Genomic DNA, 24,662 nt, shown 5'->3' on the forward strand with positions numbered 1-24,662 from the left:
TCTGTGTTTATCTGTGTTCGATATCTCAAAAATTCAACTACTCACGAATAATCCACCTGTAGTTCTGGCAAAGATGGACGTATGCACAGATATAACAAAGGGCCAAATAACGGAATTAAAGCTATCAGCCAAAATATTCTAGAACTTTTCCAACCACGCCGCGTCATATCATCCCCCAATAAAGCAGGAAATAATACACACAGTAGGCAAAAATCACAACTCATTACGTTAATAAAGCGGCTAGTTTGCCATTGCTGGACAAAATTACTCCAATCTCCTTGTCTAATACCATAGCCAACCAAAATAGCCGTCCCAATACTCAGGAAAACACCCGTCCAACGAGAATCTAAGATTTTGATCAAAATACTCTTTTCACCATAAAATTGCGGATTTGGTTCCCTGAGAACCAAATAGGGTAACAAAGCAAACGCCCCTACAGCAAAAGAAGCAGCAATAAATGGCCAAGCTGGAACTTTTTGTCCTCTACCATCAACAAACAGGACTGCACTGTAAATAATAGGCCAGATACCCATAATATTGAACAATGCAATCACTAAGGGGTTAATACCTTGCCATTGACCAGTAGATAGATTTTTAATTAACTCAAAAGTATCGGGTTGATTGGGAGGAGTAAACAAGAAAGCATACGCAATCAATCCTATCCAAAGCAACCCAAAGGCAATTTTTCTCATGAGGGATTTAGATAACTGAAAGCCTCTGATAAATACTCAGCAGCAGCAGCAACGAGTGCGATCGCTCCTTCGTAATCTAGGCGTGTTGGCCCCAAAACTCCCACGCTTCCTACCTGTGATGAACCACGGCGGTAGGTGGAAGAAATTAGACTACAGTTGCGAATTGGTTCAAGAGGATTCTCTGAGCCAATCCTCACTGTTACCGGTGGTTTACCCACTTCCTCAGTCTCATTTTCCTCAAATATTAATCGCCACAGTTGTTCTTGTTCTTCCTCCAATAGTTGGATGATAGTTTGCACTTGTTGTAGTTGGGCAAATTCTGGTTGTCGCAAAACTTCTGCCATCCCACGCACCATGATCTGTGTAACGCCTGGCGTCAAACTGCGACGACTAAATTCTGCCAGGGAATTTTTTAAGTACTCACCATAGTGCTGAAATTCCCGATCTAAATCACTCCAATCGAGATTAGCCACCTCTAACAAACTGCGCCCACGTAATTGGTTATTTAAAAAGTTAGAAACAAGTTGCAACTCTCGATCTATCACTTCTGGATCAAATTGTATGTCTTTGCCTTTTGGTGGCAAATCTAATAATGCTGAATGTGTTTCATAACTATCCGTGACTACGATCAGCATGACTCGTCCGACTTCAATTTGCACCAATTGCAAATGCCGCACCATAGCACTAACATTTTGTGGTATTGTAATCAAGCTGATGCAGCCACTTAGGGTCGCTAAAATTTGGGCTGCCCCTTGCAGTAAGCTTTCTAGACTACTGTCTTCCCAGTTCAGGCGCTTTTGCAGTGTTGCTTCTACTTGTCTGGCTAGAGTTTCCGAAGGTGTGATCAACTGATCAACATAAATTCGATAGCCAGAGTCAGAAGGAACTCGCCCAGCAGAAGTGTGTGGTTGATAAAGTAGCCCGGCTTTTTCTAACACACCCATAGCGTTGCGAATCGTGGCTGAGCTAACACCCAGATTGTACTCTTCTAGCAGGGCTTTGGAGCCAACAGGCTCTGCTGTGGCGATGTAGTGACGTACTGTTGCCCAAAGAATGTGCTGTTGACGATTGGTTAGCTGGACTTGCATAGCTAAATGTTTACCAAAGCAAAATTTTAATTAGTTTTTAAAAATCAAAAATTTATTAAGATGAGAAGCAAAAAGCATTAATATTAGTTAAGCAAAATACTAAATAATTGAAGTATCTGAAAATACGTTACAACAAATCTATTTTTTTATCTCTCAACAAAAGTATCTTGAAAAAGACTTTGATATACATGTGAAAAATTGCTCACTGCAAAATCCTTCTGAATCTCAGTAATTCTTACCGAAGAAAGGCAGAGGGCAGAGGAGCCAGTGCGGTGGACTCTTCTCCCGGCATAAAGAAAGAGGCGTCACCTGGCATGGCAGAAGGAAAAAAGTATATTATTTGATACAAAAGTTAAGTCCTCTGTTCTTTGCCATATGGTTTAAAGAAAGTGAATTTATCTATATAAAATAAACAAACGCGTAGGAACTTTATTAAATTCCCGGAATTTATTCGTGAGGATGTCCTTCTGCCATCTGCCTTCTTAACTATATTTACGCAAATTCATAGATCAAGAGTATTGCTAATTACTCAGTAAAATATATTAACTCTTGAGTTCACAATAGCAGAAAAGACTTACAATCGTCATTTACGGTTAATACATAGGAATTGAAGGGTCAATTAACATTGAGTAGGCATCAATACCACCAGAAATATTTTTCACATTTGTAAATCCTTGATTAACCAGCCACTGACACATCTGAGCAGAACGAATGCCATGATGACAAAGTACCAAGGTTTCAACATCAGGATCTAGGCACGTGTGGATTTCATTTCCCCATTCAGCAAATTCACTTAGAGGTAAGTTAACAAAACCCTCAATGTGAGCGATCGCGACTTCCTGTGGTTCACGCACGTCCACAAGCTGAAGATTAGACTCACCTTTAGATAAACGTTGGGCGAGTTCTTCTACACTAATTTGGGTAATAGCTTGACCTTTCATTCCGATTTTAAATTTGGGATTTGAGATTTTGGATGAAACAAAGCAAGTATGAAGCATATAGGTAAGACCTCTAAGAAAGTTTTCACAAACAATCTCAGACGTTTCCTAGATACTATTTATGTTTGCAGAAAATAGTCATCTTGACCAGGAAAAAATACTTAGAGGACTTTGAGCAATAATTTCAGTATCAGGAAACAGGGAACAGCTTGAAGAATGTGTAATTAATTTTGTAATCTTACTTATTTCTCTATTCCTTATCCCCTATACCCTATACCTTATACCCTCATAATTGATAATTGGTAACTGAAAATAGGTATTTTATGAAACAAGTTTTATTCTTTCGTTCTCTAGCAGCTATTGCGATGATGCTGCTATTTATCACTATTTCTGGCTGTAGTAACTTATCCGGTGCAAATTCTCTTATGGGAATTAGTGGAACTAGACAACAGCCTGGTGCGGCAATTTTTGTATCTCAACAAGCACCAGTGATGATATCAATGCTGGTAAATCCTGATAAATTACAACCATTGGAACGTGAAGGAGAACTATCCAAACTTAAAACCAGCTTATTAGCCAACACAAGCCTAGATTATAAACAAGACATTCAACCTTGGTTGGGCAGTGAAATTACCTTAGCTGTCACAACCCAAGACATTGATCGCGATCCTAGTAACGGACAACAGCCGGGGTATCTAATGGCACTAGCAACCAAAAACTCAGAGAAAAGCCGTGAATTTGTGGATTTGTTATTTTCCAAACGGGCGATCGCTGGGTCAAACTTAACTACAGAACAATACGAAGGCATCAAACTGATTTTTGACTCTCAACAAGTAGATACAAAATCCAAAATCCAAAATTCTTTGGCTGGCGCTGCTGTTGGTGATGATTTTGTCTTGTTTGCCAACGATCCCAAAGTACTACGAGAAGCAATTAATAATGTCCAGGCTCCTGACCTCAATATAACTACCTTTAGTCAATACCAGCAAGCTGTCAAACAAATACCCAAAGGTGCATTAGCTATAGCGTTTCTCAATCTTCCTAATATCGCTCAATGGCAAGGTCTAAAACTGCCAGAACCAGCAACTTATGACAGCGAAATAGTGTCGGTCATCCTAACCAACAAAGGATTACTAGCAGAAACTAGCTTACTAGCACAAGCCGATACAGCACCATCTTTAGAGCCATTATCTCAACCTGTAGGAGCATTACAATATATTCCTACCTCAGCAGGTTTAGCGATCACTGGAAAAAATTTGAGTAGCTTACCTAACAGCAATTTAACTCAAGTCTGGGAACAACTCAAAGTCGCCATATCCGGTTCAGAAAAAGATGTGGTTTCTGACTTAATCAAACCTGTGGTAGATGTGCAAGCAGAGTCAGACATCAATTTAAAAGAAGATATTTTTAGCTGGGTACAGGGAGAATACGCCATTGGATTATTACCCCGTCCAGGACAAGCAAATCCCGATTTTGTGTTTGTAGTTGAAAAAACTGAAACAACACCAGCAGGAATTTCTCATTTAGATGAAATAGCATCCTCAAAGGGATTGTCACTGAATACTTTTGATATAGACAAACAAAAAATCTCAGCTTGGACACAATTAAAAGCCACAAAAGTAGCTGATCCGCAACAGCGAGAAAAATACACAATTGAAGCAAATGTTTCCGGAGTGCATATTAGCCAAGGAAATTACGAAATTTTGGCTTCCAACCTCGAAACAATGAATGAAGTTCTCAATGCTAAGAACAATTCCTTAATTAGCGATCGCCAATTTAAAAATAGTATTGCTGCCATTCCCCAACCAAACCAAGGTTACGTGTATTTAGATTGGGCAAAAAGCCGAGAAATATTAGAAAGCCAATTTCCAATTCTCAAACTAGCAGAAATACTCGCAAAACCCATCTTCGAGAACTTGCGATCGCTCACCATTAGCAGTTACGGTAGCGACACAGAAATATTCAAAGGTGGCGTGTTCTTTCAATTAGGTAAATAGGCAATAGTCAATTGTCATTGGTCATTTGTTAGGGGTTAGAAATCAGTGTAGACGCGTAGCGGCTTGCCGCAGGCTACAGTTAACTGTTAACTGTTAGTAATGTAATTTAATAACTGATCACTGAATTACACTCCTCCCACTCCACCCTTACAAGAAGCCACTTGCGCACGGCAGGTGACACCAGGTGACGCCTCTTTCTTTATGCCAGGAGAAGAGTCCACCGCACTGCCTCGTCTACACACTCCCCACACTCTCTCTTGTGTCACCTTCCAATGTGGCACAGCACCGAAATGACTCAAAGGTTATTTTTGTTACAATAATGTATACAATATAACTATAATTTCTGCGTTGGAGGGCTTCTATGGATAAACGTTGCCCCCGACTTCTCTTTAGAGGAGGTTGGATCTTAGTTACACTGTCATTTCTGATCTCCCTGCCTGTATCAGCAGATACTTCTAATTTTGGTAAAATTACTTTATCACCCAACTTTGAACCAGCACAAGGGACAGTAACAGGTTATACTGGCGGCTCTTATTCTCTATCAGCAATTAGCAATCGCGATCGCCACAAAAATGCCTGTATTGGCTTTGCCGATCCAACTCCAGATCACATCTTAATTTTGAAAAAAAACTTTCCCCGTCTGAAAATAGTGGTCAACAGTGGCGGCTACGATACCACCTTACTCATTCAAGGGCCAGATAATAACACTATTCGCTGTGGTGATGATACAGGTAACAGTAAAGATGCCAGTATCGAAGACAAAGATTGGAAAGCAGGAACTTATAAAGTTTGGGTAGCAACCTTTAACTCGCAAGTCAAAAAGAACTACACGCTTTCTGTAGAGGAGTAGGGATTGGGGAGTGTGGGGAACTCACCGGCCCCTGGTGGGGATTAGGGGCAATGGGGGGAGTGGGAGAAGTGTGGGAGTGTGGGGAGTGTGAGGAGTAATATAAATAACCACTAACTACTAACTACTAATGTACAGACGCGATGTTCCTCGCGTCTCTACCCAACAATCAACAATCAACAATCAACAACAAACAACCAACAAATATTAAGATAGAGTGTAGCTTGTTTGGCAAAACAGAGGGTACATTGAGCGTGCTGTCTACACTCCTTGCTGATTTTCGCATTATTTTTGAACGTGACCCAGCTGCCCGTAACTGGTTGGAAGTATTGTTTTGCTACCCTGGTTTACAAGCTTTGCTATTTCATCGGCTGGCTCATTGGCTGCATCATGTTGGTATTCCCTTTATTCCTCGTTTGATCTCCCATTTTGCCCGATTTTTAACCGGAATCGAAATTCACCCCGGTGCTGTGATTGGTAAAAGTGTATTTATTGATCATGGGATGGGGGTAGTCATTGGTGAAACAGCAATTGTGGGAGATTATGCGCTGATTTATCAAGGCGTTACTCTGGGTGGTACTGGTAAAGAAAGCGGTAAACGCCACCCGACTTTGGGTGAAAATGTTGTAGTTGGTGCAGGTGCAAAAGTATTAGGTAATATCCAAATTGGTAATAACGTTCGTATTGGTGCTGGCTCAGTTGTTTTGAGGGATGTACCTTCTAATTGCACTGTTGTTGGTATACCCGGTCGCATTATTTATCGGTCTGGTGTGCGAGTCGCCCCATTGGAACACAATAATTTACCAGACTCAGAAGCAGAAGTAATTCGCGCTTTAGTAGACCGAATTGAATTGTTAGAACAACAAATACAAAGCCTACAGCAAAATCAATCTGACACCAAAACTCTTGTTTTTGTAAATCAATTGCCCGTTCATAAAGAAAGTGAAAATTTACAAGATGGTCTGTCTTGCAATCTCAGAGATAAGGCCATTCAAGAGTTTCTAGATGGGGCTGGAATTTGAGACTTTGTAGATAGTTGAAAAAATTATTCAATTAATCTACTTAAAGTAGTACTCAACCATTGCTGGAGTACTTAGGCTATTAGCCCGCACTTAGGTTGCGGGCTTTCACTGATCAGTGAGCAGTGTTAAATGATAGCTGATTGAAGCAGTTGATGTGCGGCGAATTCATTGCTTCATTCGATAATATTTATCTAATTCATCTTAAAATCATTGATATTTTTATAAGCAAATACCGTACCTAAATTTCAGTAATTTATACTAAAGAAAATTTTTATCATTGGTATATCTTTCACAATTTTGCTGATCAAAGTAATTTATAATACTAAATATCTTCAAATACTTAATGTTGTTGATGAATGCTCGACGCTGTGCAGTCAAATATATCAACAATTTTCTGCGATCTCAGCATTAAATAACTTGATAATTGCCTGATAATTAGTGCCTAATCTATTAAATACACATGATATTAACTTGGTAATTGATAATCTTTAATTTTGGCTATATACTTATGGTTTAGATAAATAAGTCATATGATTTGCTTGAAGAACTGAATTTACAATTTCAAATCCAAAATTAAGGGGTGCCAAGTCATTAAACTTCAAGGGTGCCAAAACAATTTAATACAGTAGTAGGGTTTTTAGGTAAACTCACCTCAAGGGTAGGATGAGAAAAATTTTTGTTTGCCTACACAGATGATTGAGCATATAAAGCAAAGCATGGTAGAAAAACTAGTCTCATGCCTGAATTTTATGCAAAAAACTATCTACTGCTACAAGTAGTGGTTTATGTCATTAGTTTTGATGAGTAATAAAAGTTCGTAGTTAGGGCTTTAGCCCTTAAAATTGAGCGATAAATCGCTCACTACAAACCTCTCATAATTAATGAGATAGACAACTAGGGACAAGGTTCAATAATTACAACTATAAATTTTGAACAATGTTGACTCCTTCATCTGTCAGATCAATAGATCTGCCAATCACGCTTTACAAAATAGAAAATAGTGATGAGCTAGCAAAATACATTCAGATTTGTAGTAGGGATAAAGTTTCCGGTCGGCTAGATTTCAGTTTTTCAGGCAACCAAGGAGCAATCTGGAGTTTGTTTTTTCATCAAGGTTGTTTAACTTGGGGTGCTGGTGAGTTGCATCCGTTGCGTCGTTGGAATCGACAACTACGTCAGCACTGTCCACATTTGGCTGCTGACTCTTGTCAACAAAAAACAGAGCGTCCTCAAAATTGGGACTATAGTTCTCTGCTAAATCAGGTGAAACAGGGAAAATTGCCGCAAGCAAAACTAGCAGCAATCGTCGGAGGAAATATTTTAGAAATTCTGTTTGATCTGATCCAGGCTGTACACCTACCTCGCCAGAATGCAGAAATGCAACTAGCTTACAGTAAATTTCCACAAGACCTGATTGACTCTACATTGGTTTCACTCCAGCTTGAGCAGGTTTGGCAGCAAGCATGGAAAGCTTGGAAAATTTGGCAACAAGCTGGTTTAGCAGGCTTTTCTCCTAATCTGGCTCCTGTCATATGGGATAACGAAGGACTGCGACAACAGACTTCACAGCCTGTCTACCAAAATCTTACTACGATGGCAAACGGCAATTGGACACTGAGAGATTTAGCAGTCAAGCTGAGACAACCACTAGTGCCTTTAACGCAGTCCATCATGCCTTATGTCAACCAAGGAATGATAGGATTAATCCACGTTGCAGACATCAGCTTCTATGTTAAACCTGTAATCGGTTCCCTAATTGCCTATATCGAAGATAGTCGATTTGATAGCGAGATGATGGGGCGTATTCTCGCTCCGGCTGGTTATCGATTTATCAATATTAGAGACTCTATCCAGGCACTACCGATGTTGCTAGAGCATAAACCTGATTTGATTTTTTTAGATTTACTTATGCCTGTGGCAAACGGGTATGAAGTGTGCGCGCAAATCCGCCGGATTTCAGCCTTTAAAAACACCCCAATAATTATTATTACCAGCAGCGACGGCATTGTTGATCGGGTGCGGGCAAAAATAGTTGGTTCTTCAGGCTTTTTAGCAAAGCCAATCGAAGCGGGAAAAGTCCTATCTGTTGTGCGGCAATATCTACCAGTTTCGCCCTTATCTGCTTCCGGGGACTCAACAACAGCCTCATATCAATTTGGGGATAAGGAATCATCTGTAATTGGCTTTTAGAAAGTTGGATTTAGATTTTGGATTTGACATTAAGAGCTTTTACGAAAAACTTTTTCTAGATATCTAGAGTAATTCTAATCCTCTTTCCTTCTATCTTGAAAATAGCGATCGGGGATTAACTTAACAGCAAACCCATAATCCATCTGTGTGCATCGGTGTACCTTACGGAAGCCGCTACGCGTCTACGTTATATTTTTCATCCCCTCGTTGTGGGCAATTGCCCGTGAGGGGCTAGCTTGAAAAATAGGCGGAGGAGGCGCGGGTTCGCTACCTGCGGACGAACAAGAAGCGCCGTGGAAGAAGGAATTAAAGACTTTTATACTTTGTTGTCTGAGAAATCACATGGTGGGCTGACTTGCAAGAAAGGTGTAGGGGTATAAGGGTATAGGGAAAAATTTGCAGGACTTTGTATCACGTATCAAAAGAAAAATATGATCACGGTTCTTTTAGTTGAAGATAGTTTGACAGAAACTAAGGTAATGACTTACTACCTTAGACAAGCTGGTCTATCAGTAGTTAGCGCTACAAATTGTGAAGAAGCTCGGATCAAGCTTAGTCAACAAAAACCGGATCTGGTAATTGTCGATGTCATCTTACCTGGACAGAGCGGCTTTGAACTGTGCCGTGAACTAAAGACCCATGCCAATACTTCGCAAATTCCAGTCGTGATTTGCTCAACAAAGGGAACAGAAGTTGACAAACTTTGGGGTGCAATGCTAGGAGCAGATGCTTATCTCCCCAAACCAGTAGACCAAAGAGAGTTGACAAACACGGTCTTGCGCTTAACCGCCGTATAGGAACCAACGCGATGACGCAATCATCTGATTCACAGCTAATAGCAACCAACAGCCTTGAAGCGTTGATATTAGAGCCACTCCCTCCTGACACTAGAGTGCGTCTACTCCGCTTTCCTTTAGGAATCCAAGACAGTGTGCTGTTGCCTTTAGAGCAAATTGCCGAAATTCTCCAAATAAATGTGACAGAAATTTTGCCAATTCCGGAAATACCTGATTGTATCTTAGGAATTTGCAACTGGCGGGGAGAAATGCTTTGGCTGTTGGATTTTAACAACTTTGTTGGTTATCCATCTCTATTGCAATTGCAGCCAACGTCCACTGCGATCGCCATCATAGTAGTGCAAATCAATCACCAATCAATAGGACTTGCAGTCCAACAAGTCAACGACATAGAATTGCACGACTTACAGCAACTCCAAGCAGTCCCTTTTGGCTTATTTCCACCTGATCTGTTGCCCCTGATTCAAGGAATTTTACCAGGGTGCAGCGATGCTGTTTTAGACCTCCAAGCGATTATTCATTGCCCTCTATGGAAAAAACATCAGGAGAGAGAGACGTAAATTCTCCAATTGCGCGATTCATGAGGCAACTCATGAAAAATAATACTCAAGACAACCAAGAAATGACTGACCAGTCAGAAGATTTAACCTTGGATGTCAACTCGCCAGATTCGTATCAAATAGACGACGTCAATCAAAATGCAACTATGCAGAATCTAGAGCAATCTGAATCAAGATTCAATCCTGTGATTTTTGGTAACTCATCATTTAGAAGTGTTAATAGTAATAATCAGCCAGCCTGGAGCAAAGATTCTATGAACATGGATTGGTTATTTACCATTGCCAAACAAATGCGCCAGACAGAAAAAATTGATACTCTATTTGTGGTTGTAGTTACTGAAGTCCAGCAATATTTTCAGGCTGACAGAGTATTGTTATACAAGCTTCAGAGCCAAAACCAAGGCATTGTCTTAGCTGAGTCGATGGTAAATGGCTATACACCTAGCCTGAAGGAATCTTTACCCATCATCGCCTTTGGAGCCAACAACCAAGACGACTACCAACGAGAACCATTCATAGCAATTGACGATACTGCTAACACTGGTCTCACTTTTTACCAAAGTCAACTGCTTCAGCAGTTTCAGGTTCAAGCTAGCCTCAGCTTGCCAATATTCGTTAGAGATAAATTGTTTGGCTTATTGGTAGTGCAACAGTGTTCCCATCCCCGCCAATGGCCAGAAAATGAAATTACTCTGCTCTACCAGATTGTGACTGAATTGAGGCTAAGTTTGCAGTCATTAATTTTTCGTAACGAACAGCAAGCATTAGCCCGCATCAGCGAAAAGACCCGCCAGACAATCGATGAGGAAAACATTTTCCAGACTACAACTCGAGAAGTACACAAACTCCTTAATGTCGAGCGAGTCGCCATTTACAAGTTCCACTCAGACTATTGTGGTCATTTTGTCTTTGAGTCTAAAGCTTTAAACTTACACTCAATGGTCGGTAAGACTTGGGATGATACCTGTCTCAAGCAGCACCAAGGTGGTCGATTTCGGGAAAATAAATCCTACGTAGTAGATGACGTTGCTCGTATGGGAGGTAGTAGTAATTGTTATTTAGAAGCCTTGGAGAACTTCGAGATTAAAGCTTGTGCGATCGCTCCCATTTTTATTGGTCAAGAACTTTGGGGCTTGTTATGTGCTTATCAACACAGCGACTCCAGGCATTGGCTAGAAGATGAAATTAAACTTCTAACTCAGTTCAGTAGCCATTTAGGAGTTGCTTTACAGCAAATAGAGTTATTAGAAGAAAAGCGGAAAACAGCAAAGTATCAACAGTCATTCCCCACCCTTATCCAAAAGATCAACTCCGCCTCATACATAGACCGCGCTTGCGAAACTGCTGTGCAAGAAGTACGGCAACTGTTAGATGTGGAGCGAGTCGCTATTTATAAATTTCGCCCAGACTATTTCGGTGACTTTATTTTCGAGTCCGAGTCTGGGGGGTGGCCCAAGCTGGTTGGTAGTGCTTGGGAAGACACTTATATCCAGGAACACCGAGGCGGTAGGTTTCGCAACAATGAACCTTATATCGTAAATAACGTCTACACTGCTGGTCTGACTGATTGCCATTTAGCAGCCTTGGAGTACTTTGGTGTCAAATCCTGCCTAGTTGTTGCTATTAAGCAAGGAGAAAAGCTTTGGGGTTTATTAAGTGCCTTTCAACACAGCAGTTTCAAGCATTGGCTAGAAATTGATGTCAACTTACTAAGTGGCATTGCTGTGCAACTCGGGAGAACTCTGCAAGAGAAAGAGTACATCTCGCAGCTAGAGACACAAGCCATACAGATGGCTAAAGCTGCTCAAGTAGACCATGTAGTTACCCAACTAATTCCTAAGATTCTCCAGTCTCAGGATTTGGACACTATTTTTCGTGTTACCAGCCAAACAGTGCGACAGTTGCTGAGGTGCGATCGCGTAACAATTTGTCGCTGCAATGCCGATGGTAATAACGAACTAGTTGCAGAGTCGGTAATCAAAGGCTTGGATACTTGGCAACAGTGGTATATGGGATTTGTCTTCCCAAACACAGAAGATTTGGATCGCCATCGTGAAAGTCTAGTGGTGAATAATATTTATACTTCTGGCCACTCTCCAGATGCGATCAAAAATTTAGAAGAAATAGAAATCAAAGCTTATGTGCTGACGCCAATTTTCCAGGACAACAAACTCTGGGGTCTACTCGGTGTTTACCAAAGTAGTGAAGCTCGTTCATGGACAGAAGTTGAAGTCAGAGCTTTGAAACAAATTTGTGTGCAAATTGGTGTAGGAATACGACAAATAGACTACATCGAACAACTGCGAACTACATCAGAACAGGTGGTGAAGACATCTGAGCGTGAAAAGTTTATTGGTAAGACAATTGAGCGGATTCGGTATTCTCTGGATTTGCAGAAAACCTTTCAGACCACTGCCAAAGAAATACGTAATTTCATGGAAGTTGATCGTGCCGCACTTTACAAATTTGACTCAGACTCTGGCTACCGTGACGGTGAAACGATTGCTGAGGATGTTAGACCAGGTTACGTTTCTGCCTTAGCAGTCAAAGTCACAGATAATTGCTTTAGCAAAGAGATGGCCCAAGAGTACAGAAAGGGGCGATTCTGTGCGATCAACGATATTTATCAAGCAGGGTTGGCAAATTGTTACATCGACATTCTTTCCCAGTTTCAAGTGCGAGCCAACTTAGTCGTACCCTTACTCAAAGGAGAAGAACTTTGGGGCTTGTTTTGCATCCACCAGTGTAGTGGCCCTCGCCATTGGCAGCAAACAGACATTGAATTTGTTCAACAAATCGCTGCTCAACTCAACATTGCCATCCAACAGGGAGAATACGTCCAGCAACTGCAAAAACAATCACAGCAATTGGCAGAAGCTGCTCACCGAGAAAAGACTGCCAAAGAGCGACTTCAGCAGGAAGTAATCTTATTACTGACAGCAGTCAGACCTGCATTGACAGGCGACCTCACCGTCCGCGCTCCAGTCACAGACACAGAAGTTGGTACGATCGCTGACGCCTATAACAACACCATTAGCAGCTTACGACAAATCGTCACCCAGATGCAAACTGCTGCCAGTCAAGTCACTCAAATCTCTCAAGCAAATGGCTCAGCCATTACGAGACTAGCAACTCATGCTCAAGAGCAATTCCAAGCCCTCGAACAAGCCCTGGAACGAATTGGAATGATGGTTAGCTCGACCGAAGCAGTGAAGACCAACGCTCACCAAGTCGAAGCCGCAGTTCAGCAGGCAAATCAGACAGTGATGGCGGGAGATGCAGCCATTGATCGCACCGTTGACGAGATGGAAGACATCCGAGAAACAGTCATGGAAACCAACCAGCGACTGCTGCGCCTTTCTGAATCTTCCCAGAAGATTTCTAGAGTCGTCAACTTGATTAGCAGCTTTACGACCCAAACCCAACTTTTGGCTTTAAATGCATCGATTGAAGCCACACGTGCTGGAGAGTTTGGGCGTGGTTTTGGCGTTGTTGCTGATGAAGTGCGATCGCTTGCTCGTCAGTCTGCAAATGCAGCCACAGAAATTGAGGAACTAGTGCAGGAGATCCAGTTGAATACAGCTGAAGTTTCTCGAGCGATGGAAATGGGTATTCAACAAGTGACCTCAGGAACCACCGTAGTCAATGAGGCTCGCCAAAATCTGAATGCGATCGTCAATGCTACGGCTGAAATTAGCCAACTTGTGACAGGTATTACCCACGCCACCCAAGAACAAACCCAGCAGTGCCAATCATTAAGCCAAACCATGACCAAGGTAGCAGCCATTGCCAACAAAACCTCAAAAGATTCTGTCACAATTTCTGCATCTTTTAAAGACCTGCTAGCAACAGCCCAAGACCTCCAAGCCAAAAGCGAACAATTCAAAGTCAATTAAATTTGTTTGTGATTGGTTGTTGGTGGTTGATTGTTGATTGTTGTTGGGTAGAGACGCGATGTTCCTCGCGTCTGTACATTAGTAGTTAGTAGTTAGTAGTTGTTTAATACTTACCCCTCACACTCCCCACACTCCTCACCTCCCCACCTCCCACCTGAACGAGAAAACTATCAACCTTCAAGCATGACCCAAGACCCAACTATCCGTGACCAAACCTATCCATACTTTCTGCAAGAAGCACCAGAACTCCTACAAGCCTTGGAACAAGGTTTGTTGAACCTTAGAGAAAACTGGGGCATCAATCAAGTTAATGATTTAATGAGAGCCACCCACACCTTAAAAGGGGCAGCAACGAGCGTGGGATTAGAAACTATTGCCACGGTAGCCCACTCTCTAGAAGATATTTTTAAAGCCCTGTGTCAACCTGATGTAGTTATTGATCCAGAAGTTGAAGCCTTACTGTTTGAAGGATTTGAATGTCTGCGACTGCCTTTAGTTGCTGAACTGACTGGTGGCTCGATTAATCAGGCTGAAATTCTAGATCGAGCTGCTGCTATTTTTGCCCGACTGCAAGACAAATTAGGAGACTTTTTTGGTCGGGAAGCATACCTTCCTACCTCAGCAGATTTAGGCTTCGATTTGACCCAGTCCCTATTTGAAATTGGAGTGACTCAGCGCTTAGAGCAAATTGCCACGATTTTAGATAATGGTCAGTCGGAAGAAATCGCTGTCCTATTGCGAACTCAAGCTGAAGTTTTCCTGGGTTTAGCCGAATCTTTGAATCTACCAGGATTTGGAGCGATCGCACAAACAGTACTTGCTGCTTTGGACAACCACCCAGACCAAGCAGTACTCATCGCCCAAATTGCCCTGCGGGACTTACAAGCCGGACATGCAGCAGTGCTGGCTGGCGATCGCATCCAAGGTGGTGAACCTTCTGGTGAGTTACAACAACTTGCCGAGCATCTCACTGAGATTGAGACATTTTTTGTTACACCTGTTTTAGAGGCGGGTGAAGAGTCAGATATTCCCAGTCTAGAAAGCATTTGGGGTAAAAAAACAACCCCAGTTGAGCCCATCACTGAACAAAAATTAGAACAATTTATACAATCTGATTCAGATGGGAGCATAGAGCAAGACCTCAGCACCGTGTACAATTCCCCGCAACCGAAGCAATCAGTTAGTCCTTTCAATCCTCTACCTCCCAAAGAACAAGTTTCACCATCTCCTACAGTCCGGGTGAATGTGAAGCATCTAGACCAGCTTAATTACTCAATTGGCCAGTTAGTCACTAACCAAAATCATCAGTCGCTTCAGACTGAACAGCTACAAGCTAGCAGCAAAACGCTTCTCAACCAGATTAAACAACATCAAAAACTCTTGATTCAACTTCAAGATCAGTACAAGCGCCAGGCTAGCTTACTAGAGCGATCGCAAACAACTTCTCGCAAGAAAGCCCGCAAAGCCCCTAAGAATATGCGCTCATCAAGTATTGTGCCAACTCACTCTCATTTCTGGGCACAAGAGCCTGGTGACAGCGCTTACCTGATTCAGTCACTTCTAGATCATACGGTACAAATAGCAGAAACAGCTGAAGCTATTGACCTGCTAACTCGAGCCTCTGAGCAAACATCACAAAAGCAGCAGCAATTGCTGAAAATCACTCAGGGTGCTTTAATCGAAGCCCGAATGTTACCTCTAGGTGAGATATTTGGTCGTTTTCCCCACATTCTGCAACAGCTAGAAACCTTATACAATAAGCCGATCTCGTTGCAACTACATGGAAATGAAGTTCTAGTCGATAAGGCTGTAGCTGAAAAACTATTCGATCCCTTACTACACCTAGTACGCAATGCCTTCGATCACGGCATTGAACCTGTAATAGTCCGGCAGCAGCGAGGCAAACAACACAAGGGTGAAATCAAAATCTCTGCCTATCACCAAAGCAGATATCTGGTAATTGAAGTGCAGGATGATGGCAATGGTTTAGATTTCGATCAGATCCGACAACGAGCGGTAGAAAGACAGTTAATCTCTCTTGAACAGGTAAATAATCTCAATCAGAATCAGTTAATAGATTTACTGTTCGAGCCGGGCTTTTCCACCGCGTCCCAGGTCAATGACCTCTCTGGACGTGGCGTTGGACTCGATGTAGTGCGGAACCAGTTGAAGTCTCTTCGGGGTTCAATCACAGTTGATTCTAAACTGCATCAGGGTACTAAATTCATATTACAGATTCCCTTAAGTTTGACAATCGCTCAGTTGTTCATCTGTAGTATTGGCTGCAAAACCTATGCCTTTCTTGATGATGCCATTGAACAAATTCTGATTCCCCTAGCTCATCAGATCCAAGAGCGAAATGGCAACAAATTTCTCCACTGGGGTAAGGAGAAGGATGAGAAACTAGTGCCAATTTACTCACTTGCGAGTATTCTAAATTACAATTCTCCTATCCCCCTTTCTCATCCCCCTACTCCGACCTCCCCACTCCCGGTAATCTTGATTCGCTGCCAAGATGCACTTTTTGGCTTAGAAGTCGAGCAACTTATAGGGGAGCAGGAATTGGTAATTAGTCCTTTAGGGTCAATGATTGCAGCACCTAGTTATGTTCACGGTGCTAGTATTCTGGCTAGTGGTCAGCTGGCATTGGTGATAGATGGGGGAACATTACTCCAAAAAGTTCTTGCAAAGCAGTATGATGAACAAGCCTCCAGTATTTGGGCAAAGTCAATACCTTCGCTGCTTCCACCAAGTCCCAAACAACCGTTGCTGTCTCAGTCTCATAGTGCTGTACCAGCGCTATCTGCTTCCAACTCCGATAGCAAAGCAGGTGCAAGGATTTTGATCATAGACGACTCCTTTACTACGCGCCAATCTGTGGCGATCGCTCTGCAAAAAGCTGGCTACTCTGTATTTCAAGCACAGGATGGTCACAAGGGGCTTGAGCAGTTCCAGCACCTCAGTGATATTCAGTTAGTGATCTGTGATATCGAGATGCCTCGGATGAACGGATTTGAATTTCTCAGATCCCGTCAACAAATCCCTGGTTTAGCAGATATTCCTGTCTTAATTTTGTCATCTCAAAGTAGCGAAAAGCACCGCTCGCTTGCTTTGCAATTGGGGGCTACTGTCTATATGACCAAGCCCTACATAGAACAAAAACTATTAGCGATGGTGGCAAATCTGCTGGAGAAGACTACATGAAAACCATGCAAAACCAGTCCAAAGTAGAAAAAATTATTACATTTACAGTGGCAGATTACTGCTTGGCGTTACCAATCAATGCTGTATTAAAAGTTGTGAATTGCCCTCTTAAAGATAATCACAAACTCAGCAAAATGGGACTAATCCAGATTGGTCGTAATATAATTCGGATTTTAAATTTACATCAGCACTTAGGCATAGAGAATGTGCATCAATTACTAGAAAGCCAATCTTTTTTATTGATTACATCCATTTTTCAAGGTGAAATCTGCGGAATTCTCATATATGAACCTCCCGATTTACTCGAGTTGCCCTTAGAAATGATGCAACCACTATCACAGTCTTACTATCAGTCTAGTTTGCTGGAAATTGTTAGTCACGCCATTGTAGTTTCACAAGAAAAAGTTACAAAAACTATCTTTTTATTGGACATGCAACAAATTTTGAAATGCTGTTAACCTCTCTTTGTGTTTTTGTGTCCTACCCTAGCGGGAAGCCGCTTGCGCGTCTATGCGGTTCGTTTTTATTTTTTGCCCGTTAGTGTATCTTCATACAGAATTGGTATAAAGTTTGTAAACGCAGAGGGACGCAGAGTTAGCGCACCAGGTAGCAGAGTTTTTCTGCATATAATTCGCTAGGGATTAATAGCTTGGATAGACCACTCTTTCTGCTGGTCATCGTAACAATAAAGCCAGCGATTTTGTGGTTCACCACGCAATTCTAAGTGGTCTACCTTAACTGGATCGAGTAGCAACAGACAAAAATTTGCTAGCGCCTGCATCGGATCAGGTTGTGGCAAAACAAAGGTTTTTTGTTCTTCCATTCTCCTGGGTTTACCAGGATGAGGCCAAGCAAACTGTATACGTGCAGCATCACTAAGTTCTTGCCAAGTTGTAGTGCGGGCTTGTTGTAACATTGGGTCAAAATTATCCCATCCCACCAGAGTTAAACAGCCACTTATGCGAAATTGTTCGCGTGTGCTAGGAAAATACCAACAAACTTCTGCCCAAGGTTGTTGTTGAATTTGGTTCATTTTTTCACTACGGTCATCAGTGATAAATTTGAGCTTATTAGTATCTTCTAAAAAACCACGGAATACCACAGTACGATTTGCAGGACGACCATCAGCTCTTACCGTTGCTAGTTGTAAATAACGAGCATAAACTAGGCTACGGTTGCGATGAAGAGCACGTGCGATCGCATTTCGCCAAGGAGCAATAGACATACTTTAAAGCCCCAAATACTCCTGCATATATTGATTTACTAATTCCGGTTGTTCCTGCTGTACCCAGTGACTACAATCGGGAATATATTTAATTTGCAAATCCCTCACATAAGCTTCTGTACCGTAAGTGAGTTCTTTCCCTTGTGCAGTATCTTTTTCACCCCAAATCATTAATGTTGGAACTTCTAAAATTCCCCAACTTTTATTAAACATTTGACCTTGAAAAATATTGCGGTAATAATTCAACATCGCTGTCAAGGCTCCGCGTTTAGCAGCAGCATTTTTATAAGCTTCAATATCAGCTTCAATAAAAGCATTTTTATTAACTGCCATGCCTTTAAAAGCATTTTCAAGTAGTTGATAATCCAAGGATTGAATCAGGAATTCTGGTAGCCAAGGCAGTTGAAATAAAAACATATAAGAGCTTTTGAGCAATTGACTGGGTGTACGTAACCCTTCACTCAACTTAGCTGGATGAGCAATATTTAGTACAATTAGTCGCTCTACCATTTCTGGATGAGCATAGGCAAAACACCAAGCGATCGCACCACCCCAATCATGACCAACCAAAATACACTTTTCGTATCCTAATCCCTTAATTACTCCCTGAATATCTTTAATAAATTCATCCATTACATAGGCAGATTGATCTTTTGGTTTTTCGCTGTCATTGTACCCGCGCAAATCTACAGCCACAACTTTAAAATATTTAGCAAACTCCGGAATTTGATAACGCCACGAATACCAAAACTCAGGAAAGCCATGCAGCATCAACATCAATGGCCCTTCTCCTTGTGTAATATAATGCAGCCTAATTCCATTAGTAGTAATATAATCGTTCTTCCAGTTAGCTTCCAGCACAGACATAACTTACCTACCCCCTAAAAAATAGTAATTAACTTGAGGTTATCCACTAAGAGGATTTTAGATTTTGGATTTTAGATTTTGAATTTGCTCCACAGATAAATTGGGAGGCTTGTAACATCAAGGAATTATTGGTCACTACTAATTATTTAAATTTGCCAATAGTAAATTTTTCAATTAGAAAAACAAATCTCAAAATAATAATTAAATTCTCTGCAAATTAATTTTTTGAGTACTTTTTAAAAAATCATTATATTTCTCACATACTATAACATAATTTTATTTATTAAGTAAATATCTGAAAATCCAAAGTCTAAACTCTATCTTTACTTGACGCTCATAGCGTCTTAGCGGTTCGTGAACAAGAAAAAGATGTGGCTTTAATAGCAACAACTTAAACTAATAAATCAATCTCTTGAAAATATGCAACTATCCTTGAGATGGATGAATAATATAGCTGTATGCTGCTAAAAGCATAGCTATGAATATATTCAAAAACTATGACACGGCAACTCATACACCATCCATCATCTTGGATTGAGCGACTAGCTAGATTTGGTTATATATCTAAAGGAGTAGTATACGCCATTGTTGGATTCTTAGCATTGCAAGCAGCAGTAGGAAGCGGTGGAAAAACCACAGATTCTCAGGGCGCTCTCCAAACAATAGTCAAACAGCCATTTGGTCAAATTTTACTAGCTTTAATAGCGATCGGCTTACTTGGATATGTGATTTGGCGTTTTGTAGAAGCCATCAAAGATCCACAAAATAAAGGGACAGATGCCAAAGGACTAGCCCAAAGATTCAGTTATATAATTAACGGTTTAATCTACGCTGGTTTAGCTTTCACCGCAATAAAACTTGCTCTAGGAACTGGTGGGAATAGTAATACTAACTCTACACAAGATTGGACTGCACGTATACTTTCTCAACCCTTTGGTCGATGGCTAATTGGTACTGTAGGAGTATTAATAATTGGTTTTGCTTTTTATCAGTTTTATCAAGCTTTTAGTAATAAAATTCGTAAAAGATTAAACTTAACAGAATTGAGTAATGCAGAACGCAAATGGGTAATGACAATTTGCAGATTTGGCGTAGCTGCCCGGGGTGTAGTATTCTGCATAATTGGCTGGTTTTTAATTCAAGCAGCAACTCAGTATGATCCAACTCACGCAGGAGGTTTAGACCAAGCATTACAGACCCTAGCGCAACAACCTTACGGGTCTTGGCTTCTAGGTATTGTGGCATTGGGTTTGATTGCTTATGGCGTATATATGGTAGTTCAAGCACGGTATAGTCAGCTAGGAACGAATTAGGTACAGGGCAGAGGGCAGTCCCTCTCCTGTGCGCCCAAGTTCCCCGTTCCCTGTTCCCCCTTCCCTAAGATGACTATTATTGAAACTCGAGGCGTTTGGCTCACAACTACCGATAGCAAGGTTCTCCATTCTCAGGAAGGCATAGCTGAAGCAATGGACTTTCTAGCTGAGACAGGATTTAATGTTGTCTTTCCAGTTGTCTGGGGTAAGGGAGCAACACTATATCCTAGTCAAGTTATGCGGCAGAATTTCGGTATGGAAATAGACCCATCATTTCTGGGACGTGATCCTTTAGCAGAGGTAGTTTCCGCCGCGCATCGAGTTGGTCTTAAAGTCATTCCTTGGTTTGAATACGGATTTGCTAGTTCCTACAACATGAATGGGGGACAACTATTAGCAAAAAAACCAGAATGGGCTGCCCGTGATTGCAAGGGTAATTTACTTAAGAAGAACGGCTTTGAGTGGTTGAACTCTCTCAACCCAGAAGTTCAGAATTTTATGTTGAGTTTAATACTAGAAGTCACGCGAAATTACGAAGTTGATGGTATTCAAGGTGATGACCGCTTACCCGCCTTACCTTGTGAAGGCGGTTATGATCAAATTACTGTAGAACGCTATCACCAGCAGCTTGGTAAAAACCCCCCACAAAATTACAAAGACTATCAGTGGTTAAAGTGGCGTGCTGACATTCTCACAGAATTTCTTGCCCGTTTGTATCAATCAGTCAAAGCCATAAATCCTAATTTAATAGTATCAATGGCTCCTAATATTCCTGGCTGGGGATTTCAAGAGTATCTGCAAGACTCGCGGACTTGGTTAGAACAAGGGTTAGTGGATATTTTGCATCCACAGATATATCGCCGTAATATCTTTAGTTATCGATGTACACTTGAGCAGCTGCTTCATAAGGAATTAGCAGGTATAGAATTAGCAAGATTAGCGCCAGGAATTTTAATGAAAATTGGTTCCTATGAAATCAGTGCTAATCAGCTTGTACAGGCAATTGAGTTTAATCGTGCTTGTGATATTTCAGGAGAAGTATTCTTTTTTTACGAAGGTTTACGAGAAAATAATAATGCCCTTGCTAAGGTTTTACGAAGAGGCCCTTATGCCCAATCAGCGACTTTTCCCTCTGTTGCGGATCTGAATAGAATAAGTAAAAATCGTATAGGATTAACTTCTATTTGGCAAAGATTAATAAGACTTTTTAACACTATTTTCTAGAGGCAAGAGGCGTGGAGCATCAAACGCAAATTAATCAAGTTATAGAAACTCTTAAACACGATTTACCCACACTTTTTGAAAAAGATATTTCCTACAATATTTATACACAAGATATATATTTTCAAGACCCTGTTAATAAATTTAAAGGTAAAATAAATTATCGCATCATTTTCTGGACTTTGCGTTTTCACGCTCGCTTATTTTTCATAGAAATTCATTTCGATTTGCACGATGTATATCAATCAACTGAAGATATCATCACAGCAACATGGACTGTGCGTGGTGTGTTACGTGTTCCTTGGCAAGCACACATATTTTTTAATGGATATTCTACCTATAAACTCAACCAAGATGCTTTGATATACAAACACATTGATACTTGGGATAGAAGACCTGGGGAAATTTTACAGCAGTTTTTTCGTAAGGGAAAAGATGATAATTAATGGGTTCGTAGTCAGTGCTTGAGCGCTTATTTAAACACTAAAGAAACAAAAAATTACCTCTGGCTGTCTTTAAGAGCAAGAGGTATAAATGGCGTATCTATCCGAAAATAATTGGAGGGGACTGGTAGTTAGTGTTATCGCCATTGCCTAACCTCGGTAAACAAGTACAAGCTAACTTCCTGTCAATCAGGCTCTATAATTATGCGAATTTCTTCTGCTGCAATTTTTACTTTAGCTACTTTAGCCACTGGCAATGTGACTCAGCAAGCAACAGCTACGCCTGCCAATAATTCTACTCAGAATCAAAAAACTGCAAATGTAGTAATACCAGTAACTGAAGTCACACCTGCACAGGTAAATGCGATCGCATCACCAGAAACAGTTGTCGTTTCCCAATTTTCTCAAAACCAAGAGGCAGCTAAAGAAATTACTGACAATAATTTAATAGTGACGGCGACGGATGTACAAATTGTTGGTGCAACACCAGAATTGCAGCAGATTATAAGCAAGATTATCAAAACTCAAGTTGGCGGCGAAACTAGCCAAACTCAGTTACAACAAGATGTAGCAGCAATTTTAGACACTGGTTTATTTGCTAATGCCAGTGTTAATAGCCGCAGTACCAAGGCAGGATTAAATGTAGTCTATCAAGTGCAACCTGTCGTAGTGCGATCGCTACAATTTTCTGGTGCAAAAGCCCTTAACTATCAGCAAGCCTTAAAACCATTTCAATCTCAAATCGGGAAGCCAATTAGCCCTGCAAACTTGCAGCAAGCAGTACAGCAAATCAATCAATGGTACGCTGACAACGGTTACAAAGTAGCCAGAGTATTGTCAATCACACCCAGTCGTGAAGGAGTTTTAACTATCGATGTGGCAGAAGGGTTAGTAGGCGATATTAAGTTTCGCTTTGTCAACGACCAAGGACAAACAGTCGATGAACAAGGTAAACCAATAGCAGGACGGACGAAAACAGATTTTCTCCGACAACAAATAAAACTTAAGCCAGGTGAACTTTTTCAAGAAAATCTAGTTAAACAAGACTTACAACAGTTATACAAATTAGGACTATTTGACAGCGTCAATGTCGCCCTAGAAGGCGATGCAAGCAAGCTAGACGTCATTTACCAACTCCAGGAAAGGGGCGCGCGTTCTGTGAATGTCGGAGGCAATTATAACGCTGACCAAGGTTTAGTGGGTAGTCTTTCCTTTCAAGACCAGAATGTCGGTGGTGTGAACAACTCTTTGGGTGCTAATCTGCAAGTAGGCGCGCGTGACCTCCAGTTTGATACTAAGTTTACTAATCCCTATCGCAGCAATAACCCTGATGCCCTTGGTTACAGTGTAGGTGCTTTCCGTAATCGGGAACTGTCGAATACCTTTGATGATGAAATTAAATTAGCTAATGGCGATAAAGTCCGGGAAGGACAATTTGGTGGTGGTTTAACATTCCAGCGACCAATTGAAGGTTGGGATACCAGCTTAGGATTTAATTACAGTCGTACTAGCATTCGTGATAGCAACGGCAAAATTACCCCTGTCGATGCCCAAGGTAATCCTTTATCTTTTAGTGGTACAGGTATTGACGACTTGACAACTGTATCTTTTGTAGCTAGCAAAGACAATCGGGATAATCCCGCTAATCCAACTCAAGGATCTGTTTTACGTTTGAAAACAGAACAATCAATTCCCATTGGTCAGGGTGAAATTTCGATGAATCGCCTGGAAGCAAATTATAGTCAATTTGTGCCAATTAAATTATTTGACTCTCAACAGCCACAGGTATTTGCTGTGAATCTGCAAGCTGGAACCGTGATTGGCGATTTGCCGCCCTATCAAACATTTAACTTGGGTGGGCCGAATTCTGTACGTGGTTATGATTCTGGTCAGCTTGGTAGTGGTCGGAGTTACGTATTGGCTTCAGCAGAATACCGCTTTCCTGTGTGGCAAAATTTTGGTGGCGTTGTGTTTGGTGACTTCGCTTCTGACTTGGGTTCTGGTGACACTGTACTCGGCAACCCGGCGGGAGTACGTGGTAAACCAGGTATTGGTTTTGGTTACGGGGCAGGTATACGCTTTAATTCACCCTTAGGCTTAATTCGCGCTGACTACGGCATCAATGACCAAGGTGAAGGTAAATTTCACTTTGGTATCGGTCAGCGTTTTTGATTTTAAGGGGATCGGGGACAAGGGGGACACGGAGGACAAGGAAGACACAGGGGTATCTTATTCTCCTCACACTCCCCACACTCCACCCTGCCTTAAGCCGCTTGCGCGTCTACACACTCCCCACACTTCCCACACTCCCCCCATCTCCCCACCTCCCCACCTCCTTACTTCCCCGATCACCATCAAATTT

General features: G+C 41.4%; 18 protein-coding genes. 13 read left to right on the forward strand and 5 right to left on the reverse strand.

Annotated elements, in window-relative coordinates; translation table 11 throughout:
- Positions 1 to 41 precede the first annotated feature (41 nt).
- The 3 genes from RS893_RS15965 to RS893_RS15975 all read right to left on the reverse strand — a co-directional run bounded on the left by RS893_RS15965 (position 42) and on the right by RS893_RS15975 (position 2,721).
- Positions 42 to 692 carry a DUF2834 domain-containing protein gene (locus RS893_RS15965; RefSeq protein ID WP_315785024.1) on the reverse strand — a complete coding sequence of 217 codons (651 nt, stop codon included), beginning with the start codon at positions 690 to 692 and terminating at the stop codon, positions 42 to 44.
- Positions 689 to 1,780, reverse strand: a complete 1,092-nt coding sequence (gene hrcA, locus RS893_RS15970) for a heat-inducible transcriptional repressor HrcA (protein ID WP_315785026.1) — start codon at positions 1,778 to 1,780, stop codon at positions 689 to 691. The genes RS893_RS15965 and hrcA overlap by 4 nt, the downstream gene beginning before the upstream one ends.
- A 593-nt stretch (positions 1,781 to 2,373) precedes the next feature.
- On the reverse strand, positions 2,374 to 2,721 hold the full coding sequence (locus RS893_RS15975) for a rhodanese-like domain-containing protein (protein ID WP_315785029.1): 348 nt from the start codon (positions 2,719 to 2,721) through the stop codon (positions 2,374 to 2,376).
- A gap of 320 nt (positions 2,722 to 3,041) precedes the next feature.
- Here RS893_RS15975 and RS893_RS15980 point away from each other — a divergent pair, with 320 nt between their 5' ends.
- From RS893_RS15980 to RS893_RS16020, 9 genes are all read left to right on the forward strand, one after another.
- Positions 3,042 to 4,715, forward strand: coding sequence for a DUF3352 domain-containing protein (locus tag RS893_RS15980; protein ID WP_315785031.1), 1,674 nt, complete (start codon positions 3,042 to 3,044; stop codon positions 4,713 to 4,715).
- Positions 4,716 to 5,076: 361 nt separating this feature from the next.
- Positions 5,077 to 5,565, forward strand: a complete 489-nt coding sequence (locus RS893_RS15985) for a hypothetical protein (protein WP_315785034.1) — start codon at positions 5,077 to 5,079, stop codon at positions 5,563 to 5,565.
- Positions 5,566 to 5,816: 251 nt separating this feature from the next.
- Positions 5,817 to 6,584 carry a serine O-acetyltransferase gene (gene cysE, locus RS893_RS15990; RefSeq protein WP_315791998.1) on the forward strand — a complete coding sequence of 256 codons (768 nt, stop codon included), beginning with the start codon at positions 5,817 to 5,819 and terminating at the stop codon, positions 6,582 to 6,584.
- A gap of 936 nt (positions 6,585 to 7,520) precedes the next feature.
- The gene (locus RS893_RS15995; protein WP_315785037.1) at positions 7,521 to 8,774 is read left to right on the forward strand and encodes a response regulator; all 1,254 of its coding nucleotides are present in this window, start codon (positions 7,521 to 7,523) and stop codon (positions 8,772 to 8,774) included.
- Between the two features lie 431 nt (positions 8,775 to 9,205).
- Positions 9,206 to 9,571 carry a response regulator gene (locus RS893_RS16000; RefSeq protein WP_315785040.1) on the forward strand — a complete coding sequence of 122 codons (366 nt, stop codon included), beginning with the start codon at positions 9,206 to 9,208 and terminating at the stop codon, positions 9,569 to 9,571.
- Between the two features lie 11 nt (positions 9,572 to 9,582).
- Positions 9,583 to 10,131, forward strand: coding sequence for a chemotaxis protein CheW (locus RS893_RS16005; protein WP_315785043.1), 549 nt, complete (start codon positions 9,583 to 9,585; stop codon positions 10,129 to 10,131).
- Between the two features lie 32 nt (positions 10,132 to 10,163).
- Entirely contained in the window at positions 10,164 to 14,027 is a 3,864-nt protein-coding gene (locus RS893_RS16010) for a GAF domain-containing protein (RefSeq protein ID WP_315785046.1), read from the forward strand.
- Positions 14,028 to 14,210: 183 nt separating this feature from the next.
- Entirely contained in the window at positions 14,211 to 17,231 is a 3,021-nt protein-coding gene (locus tag RS893_RS16015; RefSeq protein ID WP_315785049.1) for a hybrid sensor histidine kinase/response regulator, read from the forward strand.
- On the forward strand, positions 17,228 to 17,689 hold the full coding sequence (locus RS893_RS16020; protein WP_315785051.1) for a chemotaxis protein CheW: 462 nt from the start codon (positions 17,228 to 17,230) through the stop codon (positions 17,687 to 17,689). Before RS893_RS16015 ends, RS893_RS16020 begins: the two co-directional genes overlap by 4 nt.
- 176 nt (positions 17,690 to 17,865) lie before the next feature.
- Here RS893_RS16020 and RS893_RS16025 read toward each other — a convergent pair whose 3' ends face one another.
- Positions 17,866 to 18,456: an Npun_F5749 family FMN-dependent PPOX-type flavoprotein gene (locus tag RS893_RS16025; RefSeq protein ID WP_315785053.1), complete on the reverse strand. Its 591-nt coding sequence runs from the start codon at positions 18,454 to 18,456 to the stop codon at positions 17,866 to 17,868.
- Between the two features lie 3 nt (positions 18,457 to 18,459).
- Complete coding sequence (locus RS893_RS16030; RefSeq protein ID WP_315785054.1) at positions 18,460 to 19,323, reverse strand: alpha/beta hydrolase; 864 nt, start codon at positions 19,321 to 19,323, stop codon at positions 18,460 to 18,462.
- 497 nt (positions 19,324 to 19,820) lie between these two features.
- On the opposite strand from RS893_RS16030, the gene RS893_RS16035 reads away from it, so the two are divergent.
- From RS893_RS16035 to RS893_RS16050, 4 genes are all read left to right on the forward strand, one after another.
- Positions 19,821 to 20,636 (forward strand): DUF1206 domain-containing protein, encoded by an 816-nt coding sequence (locus tag RS893_RS16035; RefSeq protein ID WP_315785056.1) that lies wholly within the window; start codon positions 19,821 to 19,823, stop codon positions 20,634 to 20,636.
- 69 nt (positions 20,637 to 20,705) lie between these two features.
- On the forward strand, positions 20,706 to 21,860 hold the full coding sequence (locus RS893_RS16040; protein WP_315785058.1) for a glycoside hydrolase family 10 protein: 1,155 nt from the start codon (positions 20,706 to 20,708) through the stop codon (positions 21,858 to 21,860).
- Between the two features lie 11 nt (positions 21,861 to 21,871).
- Positions 21,872 to 22,303: a DUF2358 domain-containing protein gene (locus RS893_RS16045; protein WP_315785060.1), complete on the forward strand. Its 432-nt coding sequence runs from the start codon at positions 21,872 to 21,874 to the stop codon at positions 22,301 to 22,303.
- A gap of 201 nt (positions 22,304 to 22,504) precedes the next feature.
- Positions 22,505 to 24,472: an outer membrane protein assembly factor gene (locus RS893_RS16050; protein WP_315785063.1), complete on the forward strand. Its 1,968-nt coding sequence runs from the start codon at positions 22,505 to 22,507 to the stop codon at positions 24,470 to 24,472.
- Positions 24,473 to 24,662 lie beyond the last annotated feature (190 nt).

The organism is Fischerella sp. JS2 (assembly GCF_032393985.1).
GTDB lineage: Bacteria > Cyanobacteriota > Cyanobacteriia > Cyanobacteriales > Nostocaceae > Fischerella.